The 7,124-nt window shown below is 41.9% G+C and carries 5 protein-coding genes; all 5 read left to right on the top strand.

Features of this window, described 5'->3' with window-relative positions:
• The first annotated feature begins 144 nt into the window (after positions 1-144).
• Positions 145-975: an enoyl-CoA hydratase gene (locus tag N5852_RS02045; RefSeq protein WP_262098715.1), complete on the top strand. Its 831-nt coding sequence runs from the start codon at positions 145-147 to the stop codon at positions 973-975.
• A 96-nt stretch (positions 976-1,071) separates the two neighbouring features.
• On the top strand, positions 1,072-2,604 hold the full coding sequence (locus N5852_RS02040) for a class I SAM-dependent methyltransferase (RefSeq protein WP_262098714.1): 1,533 nt from the start codon (positions 1,072-1,074) through the stop codon (positions 2,602-2,604).
• Positions 2,605-2,867: 263 nt separating this feature from the next.
• On the top strand, positions 2,868-3,782 hold the full coding sequence (fdhE, locus tag N5852_RS02035; RefSeq protein WP_262098713.1) for a formate dehydrogenase accessory protein FdhE: 915 nt from the start codon (positions 2,868-2,870) through the stop codon (positions 3,780-3,782).
• Between the two features lie 15 nt (positions 3,783-3,797).
• A complete protein-coding gene (selA, locus tag N5852_RS02030) occupies positions 3,798-5,186 on the top strand; it encodes an L-seryl-tRNA(Sec) selenium transferase (protein ID WP_315973227.1) in 1,389 nt (462 codons plus the stop codon).
• Positions 5,183-7,117, top strand: coding sequence for a selenocysteine-specific translation elongation factor (selB, locus tag N5852_RS02025; protein ID WP_262098712.1), 1,935 nt, complete (start codon positions 5,183-5,185; stop codon positions 7,115-7,117). The genes selA and selB overlap by 4 nt, the downstream gene beginning before the upstream one ends.
• Positions 7,118-7,124 lie beyond the last annotated feature (7 nt).

Genomic DNA, 7,124 nt, shown 5'->3' with positions numbered 1-7,124 from the left:
CATGATAAGCTGATAATATTCTAGGTAACATCGATTTAATATTAATTTATATAAGCATGATTTCTATTAATTTAATCGATGGATAAATCTAATAGTATAAAAAATGTTGGCGCATTTATTATAGTGTGGGGAGGTATGCTCATAATGAATTATGAAACAATAATTATAAAAACATATGATTGTAATGGCGAAGAGAAAGAAAATTCACGATTGCAATCGCCATCAAACAATGAAAACCGGATAGGTCTCATTCAACTCAACCGTCCAGAGGCACTAAACGCTATCAATTCCAAATTAACCCAAGAATTTTTGTCCGCCTGCAACGACTTTGATAAAGACCCGACTATTGGCTGCATTATTATCAGCGGCTCTCAGAAAGCATTTGCCGCCGGGGCTGACATTAAAGAAATGCAAAACCAAAGCTATATAGAAATGTATATGCAGGATTGGTTTGCCCAATGGCAAAAGTTTAGCAATCTACGCACGCCAACAATAGCTGCAATTTCTGGCTATGCATTGGGTGGCGGCTGCGAACTTGCAATGATGTGCGACATTATTCTTGCCGATGAGACGGCTAAATTTGGTCAGCCCGAAATAAAGTTAGGCATTATGCCAGGCATGGGCGCCACCCAGCGCTTAACCAAACTTATCGGTCGGACGAAAGCAATGGACATGTGCTTAACTGGGCGCATGATGGGAGCAGAAGAAGCTGAACGCTGCGGATTGGTTGCACGAATTATTCCGAGCGAAAACTTACAAGAAGAAGCTTTGAAGACCGCAATTTCCATTGCCTCCATGTCGCGTCCGGTCGCGATGCTAGCCAAAGAAACGATCAAAATGGCTGAAGAACTGTCCTTGGAGCAGGGTTTACAGTTTGAACGGCGCATATTCCATTCGCTTTTTGCCCTAGAGGATCAAAAAGAAGGAATGGCTGCTTTTGTTGAGAAGCGCCAAGCGGAGTTTAATCACCGCTAACATAGGACCACATAATCCCGATGCCAAGGCAATATCTATAAATTAAAATATAAAAACATTCTAATATTAACACTAAAGCAATAACAAGGTAAAAACATGACAAATATGTGGCACGATGGTTATGTCGCTGATATTGAATATACAACAGGTACATATGTCGAACAAACCCCCAATCATATGGATATGGTATGCCAATTAAACGGTATCGAATTGCCAGTTCCTGCAGATGCGGATTATAATTATTGTGAGCTTGGCTGCGGGCGCGGCGAAACATCGCTCCTAATTGCCGCAGCGAATAAAAATGCTAATGTTTGGGCATTTGATTTTAACCCTGCCCATATTTTTGAAGCAAGACGCATGGCTGAAAAAGCCAATTTAAATAACGTACATTTTGAAGAATGCTCTTTCCAGCAAATAGCCGAAGAGCCTTGTCCTAAAGGTATGCCTTTATTTGATTATATTACACTGCATGGCGTGTGGAGCTGGGTAAGCGCGCAAAACCGCCAATATATCGTACAATTTATAAAAAAATATCTAAAGCCAGGCGGCATTGTTTATGTGTCCTATAATACCCTTCCTGCTTGGTCCGAAGTGATCCCTTTTCAAAAATTACTGTTCCAACTCGCACTTGAAGAAACTGGACGCAGCGACCAGCGCGTATTAAAGGCAGCCCATAGAATAAAGGACCTCTTACCCGAAAATCTTCGGTTTATTCCTGAGCAATTTGTCAGTGAATTGCCCGATAACGGAACCTATCTTTCACACGAATATTTAAATCAAGATTGGGCCCCCTCATTCCATGTCGATGTTGCCAAGGATCTTAGTGAAGCTAAACTAAAATATATCGGCATTTGCACCTATATTGAGAATTTTGATGAATTTTCATTTTCTTATAAACAAAGCAAGATTTTGACGGCGACTGCCCCTCAAACAGTTGAAACGCTCAAAGATTATTTTATCAACCGTAAATTTCGTAAAGACCTATTTGCTCGGGGGTCTGTTGCATTGCAGCCTAAAAAAGCGCTTGAACAATTAAAGAAATGTATTTTACAACTTGCTGTTCCAAAAGAAAAAATTCTTTACGCTATCGCTTCTCATGTCGGTGATTTAAGCCTTAACAAAGACTTGTTCGGCCCAATTTTTGATGCTTTGGAAAAGAAGCCAATGAGCCTTGGCGAATTGGTAACACTTCCCGGAATTCCAGAACTTAATCCCAATGCAAAACAAATTATCGGCCTTTTACTTGCGGCCAATTATGTTCACATCATCAAACCAATAGAGATGCAAAAATCACGTGAAGAGGTAAGAAAATTTAATAGACTCTATGTCAAAACCTGCCTTGAGCAGGAACGTAAAATAGGTATTCTTGCCTGCGCTGCAAGTGGCAATGGCTTAATGATGAACTTCCTTGACCTGATCGCTTTTGATGCTCTTGCTGATGGCAGCAAGCCAACCGTCAATGACCTTGCCAAGAAAATTTGGAAAAGAGCAATTGAGCGTAACGATTCCCTATCTTTTGAAGGAAATATCATATCAACAGAAGCCGATGCTATTCGTATGCTAAAACCCGATCTTACCAAAGTCGTTGAACAATCATTACCTATCTGGCAAAATCTTGGAATTTTATAATTAAACGCTGATTACAGTATTATGAACATAAAAGGCATGGTTGTTTAACCATGCCTTTTAATTTTATGCACGTAATTTAGCCTAAATGAAAGTATAAAATAGCCTAATTATTCGTCGCTTTTGCGGCTTTAACAAGTGGCAACTTCATAGTTTTTCTAAAATACCCTAGCACTATTTAGCATTTCCATGTAAACATGGCCACTCACACATTCATATATGTTTTAGAGCACTCGCTTTAGAACTATCAACTTACTGGATAGAAAATGCCACGTGATAAAAAATTTGAAGGTGATATGACAGCCGTTGGAACCATGCGCGAGCCACCAGTTTGCCGCGTTGCCAATATTGATCGCCTTTTTGAAGATAGGGCTTTGCGCTTTGAGCGTCTTGCTCCAACTAACCCCGTTTCAAGCTATATCCAATTCTTAACCGATTTAACCAAAGCCCAGCACGAAACAGCACAAAAATTCAAAGACGGTTTTACGTCTTTGACTGATGAAAAAAGCCAAATAAACTTTGGCATGCCAATTATTGACCGCACAGCATTATATAGAAATCCGCTTGCCAATAAAATTACCAAAGATCTTTTTGCCCGTATCGAAAAAATAACTATGCCAGAAGCTTCAATGAAAGCTCTTGCCGCGGTAAAAAAATCAAAAATGATGCAAAAAGAAATTGCTGAAAATCTTAATGACCGCAAATTGCAAGAAGATCAATTACCAGAACATATTTTTATGTTGGCGAGCTTGCAAGTGCTTTATAGTTTGGCTGCATCACAAATTGACACAAGCAATATCAAACCGCTTGAACAAAATCTATGCCCTGCTTGCGGCGGCACTCATTCAGCATCGCAAATTGTCAATTGGCCAAATGCTGAAGGCACACGCTTTTGTTCTTGCCTTTATTGCGGTACAATGTGGAATTACGTTCGCATAAAATGCACATTTTGCGGTGAAACCGGTGCTGTTGAATATGGTGAAGTTGCTGATGGGCCTGGTAGTATTTTAGTAGAAAGCTGTAGAGATTGCGGCAAATATTGCAAAATGACCGATGCGCAAAAAGATGTTAATCTAGATGTTTTTGCAGATGATATTGGGTCGCTAGCTCTTGATCTCTTGGTTAAACAAGAAGGCCGCTTTGTTCGCGGAGCTTTTAATCCATTTTTATATGGATTTTGATAAAGGATAGTGGTCGTGTTTTCAAAGCTGCCTTCGGTTGATTTGTTACTTTCACACAATCTTTTGGCTAATGCATTAAAAAGCTTTGGCCATAAGGCGACAGTTGAAGCGATTAGATCAGTTATCGACAATGAACGCTCAGTGATAAAAGCTGGACGACCAGCGCGCGATACGGCACTTCTTGCAGGACTGGTTCTTGCAAGACTTGAAAGCAAATCCATATCGAAATTACGGCCAGTCTATAATCTTACGGGCACCATTTTGCATACCAATCTTGGCCGTGCAATTCTATCCGATGAGGCCATTGCGGCCGCAAGTGATGCTATGCGCCATCCAGTCGCGCTTGAATATAATTTAAAAAGCGGCAACAGAGGGGAGCGAGATGACCATCTGCGCCAATTAATTTGCGAACTCACTGGCGCTGAAGATGCAACCCTAGTTAATAATAATGCTGCCGCTGTTTTTATTAGCCTCAACATGTTGGGGGAGTTAAAATCAGGGCGCCGGCAAGTGATTATATCGCGCGGTGAATTGATTGAAATCGGCGGCGCTTTCCGCATGCCAGACATCATGGAAAAAGCCGGCGTTACTTTACGTGAAATAGGCACGACTAACCGCACCCATCGCGCGGATTATATGAATGCAATTGGTGAAGAAACTGCAGCAATAGCCAAAGTCCATACCTCAAATTTTGTCATTCAAGGCTTTAGCAAAAGCGTTTCAACTCAAGAAGTCGCCAATATTGCTCATGATGCCGGACTGCTGCTTTATGAGGATCTTGGCTCGGGCAATATTATTGATCTTCGACAATTTGGCTTACAGGCAGAACCATGTATCCGCGAAGTGGTCGAAGCAGGTGCTGATCTTGTTAGTTTTTCAGGCGACAAATTATTGGGTGGCCCCCAAGCTGGTTTTATTGTTGGCAAGGCTGAGCTTATTGCGCGCATTAATCGCAATCCATTAAAACGTATTTTACGCATGGATAAAATACGCCTTGCAGCCCTTGAAGCTACCTTGCATTGCTACAAGAATGAAAGCCTGATGCTAAAAAATATTCCAACCTTACGCTTTTTGGCAAGAAAGCGTCAGGACATTGCTGAAATGGCCGGATTGTTATTGCCAGACATACAAAATAGCCTTGGTGATTTCTTCAATGCCGAAATACTACCATGCGAAAGTGAGGTCGGATCTGGTGCAAGCCCGGCACAAACCCTGCCAAGCATTGCCATTGCAATCGAGAGCACTGGAAATGAAACCTTAAGCCTTAATCAATTGGCGCAAAAATTGCGCGAACTACCTGTGCCGGTCATTGGTCGTATGAAAGCCAATCGCCTTATGCTTGATTTACGCACATTGGAAGAACCACAGGCTTTTGCCGCCAATTTTGGATTGCTTGATTTATGATTATTGGAACCGCAGGCCATATTGATCACGGAAAAACTAGCCTTGTCAAAAAGCTTACTGGCATTGACACCGATCGCCTCTTGGAAGAAAAAAAACGCGGCATCACGATTGAGCTAGGCTTTGCCTATAAAACAGCTAAAAATGGCGAGCGTCTTGGCTTTGTAGATGTTCCCGGCCACGAAAAGCTAATTGCAACCATGGCAACTGGCGCGGCGAGCATCGATTTTGCTTTGCTGGTAATTGCTGCAAAAGATGGCATTATGCCACAAACCCGCGAGCATCTTGATATATTATCACTGATGGGGATTACCAAAGGCGCAATTGCATTAACCCAAATTGATCTTGTTGATAGAGATCGACTTATCGCAGTTGAGCAAGACATACAAAACTTTACTCAAAATAGTTTTTTGCAAAATGCGCCAATATTTGCCGTCTCATCATTAACAGGACAAGGCATTGATGAGCTATGGCAATTTTTAAGTGATGAGGCACTAAAATTTAAACATCGCCCAATTGCTGGGCGTTTTCGTCAAACCATTGATCGCACCTTTAGCGTTAAAGGCGTAGGAACAGTTATTACTGGCAGCGTCTTATCGGGGCAAATCCATAAAAATGACGATATCGTTGTGGCGCCACAGCATTATAAAGGGCGCATTCGCACGCTTCATGTGCAAAACGAAGAAAAGTCAGAGGCGATGAGCGGCGACCGCGCAGCGTTAAATCTTGTTGGCGATATGCTTACATTAGACCGTATCAAACGTGGAGATATGGTGATTGATCCTTTTTTAGATCAACCAACCAACCGCTTTGATGTAAGGCTTCAAGTCTTAAACAATGAAAAAAAGAATTTGCAACAATGGTTTCCAGTGCGCTTTCACCATGGAGCGCGCGATATGGCTGCCCGACTTGTTTTTTTGGAAAGTGATGAAGGCACACCAAATAGCAAGCCATTAGTGCAAATAGTCAGTGAAGAACCAATTATTGCCGCCAGTTTTGACCATTTTATTATTCGTGATACATCGGCAAGCAGAACCATTGGCGGCGGTTTTATTATTGATCCCTTTGCCCCAGCGCGCAAAAGACGCAGCCCTCAGCGCCTGGCAATTCTTGACGCTTTAGAAAATCGCAATCATGCTGAGGCTTTAACCGCCCTCCTTGCAATTGAGCCATTTTTTGTCAATTGGCAAGATTTTTGCCGCGCCCGTAATTTAACCGATAATGAAGCCGAAGATCTTTTAACCATTGTCAAAGTTAAAAAAATTGCTACCAATGATGGCACTGTCATTTTAAGTGATACTTATTTTGCAGCAATAAATGAAAAAGTTAGCGCCATTTTAACTAACTTTCATGCAATGGAGCCTGATTTGCAAGGCATCGGGCTAGAGCAATTACGCCGTCAAACTGCGCCCGAGTTAAAAGCACCTTTTTTCCGTCTTTTGCTGCAAGAAGGCATTAAACAAAAACAATATCGAATTTTTGGCGCATGGGTTGGGCTTTTTGGTCATGAAGCACATTTATCCGCAGAAGATGAGGCAATTTTTCAAAAAATTTCCCCTATTTTAAACGGTGATTTACGGTTTAAACCACCGCGCACCCGTGATTTTGCCAATGATCTCACCATTGATGAAAGCCATATGCGCGCCATTTTGAAAGCATCTAGCCGTATGGGGCGCGTTTACGAAGTCGCGCAAGACTATTTTTTTCCAAAGCCTGTGCTAGCGCAAATAGTCGACATCATGCGTGATATTGCCAGCCAAAAGGAAAAAGGCATTTTCGTTGCTGCGGATTTACGTGATCGCTTAGATAATGGCCGGAAAATAGCTATTTTATTGCTTGAATTTTTTGACCGACATGGCGTTACCATTCGCCGTGGTGACGAGCGCCGCCTTAATCCTTACCGACTAGATCTATTTAGTGACACCACATTGTAAAAGCTAA

The sequence above is a fragment of the Bartonella sp. HY328 genome (assembly GCF_025449335.1).
In the GTDB taxonomy this organism is placed as follows: domain Bacteria; phylum Pseudomonadota; class Alphaproteobacteria; order Rhizobiales; family Rhizobiaceae; genus HY038.
The sequence above is the reverse complement of the archived record's forward strand: the minus strand, read 5'-3'. Positions and strand labels throughout refer to the sequence as shown.

Bases quoted from the DNA above. Each gene is read 5' to 3' on its own strand.
- N5852_RS02045 (WP_262098715.1), top strand. From the start codon at position 145: ATGAATTATGAAACAATAATTATAAAAACATATGATTGTAATGGCGAA.
- N5852_RS02040 (WP_262098714.1), top strand. From the start codon at position 1,072: ATGACAAATATGTGGCACGATGGTTATGTCGCTGATATTGAATATACA.
- fdhE (WP_262098713.1), top strand. From the start codon at position 2,868: ATGCCACGTGATAAAAAATTTGAAGGTGATATGACAGCCGTTGGAACC.
- selB (WP_262098712.1), top strand. From the start codon at position 5,183: ATGATTATTGGAACCGCAGGCCATATTGATCACGGAAAAACTAGCCTT.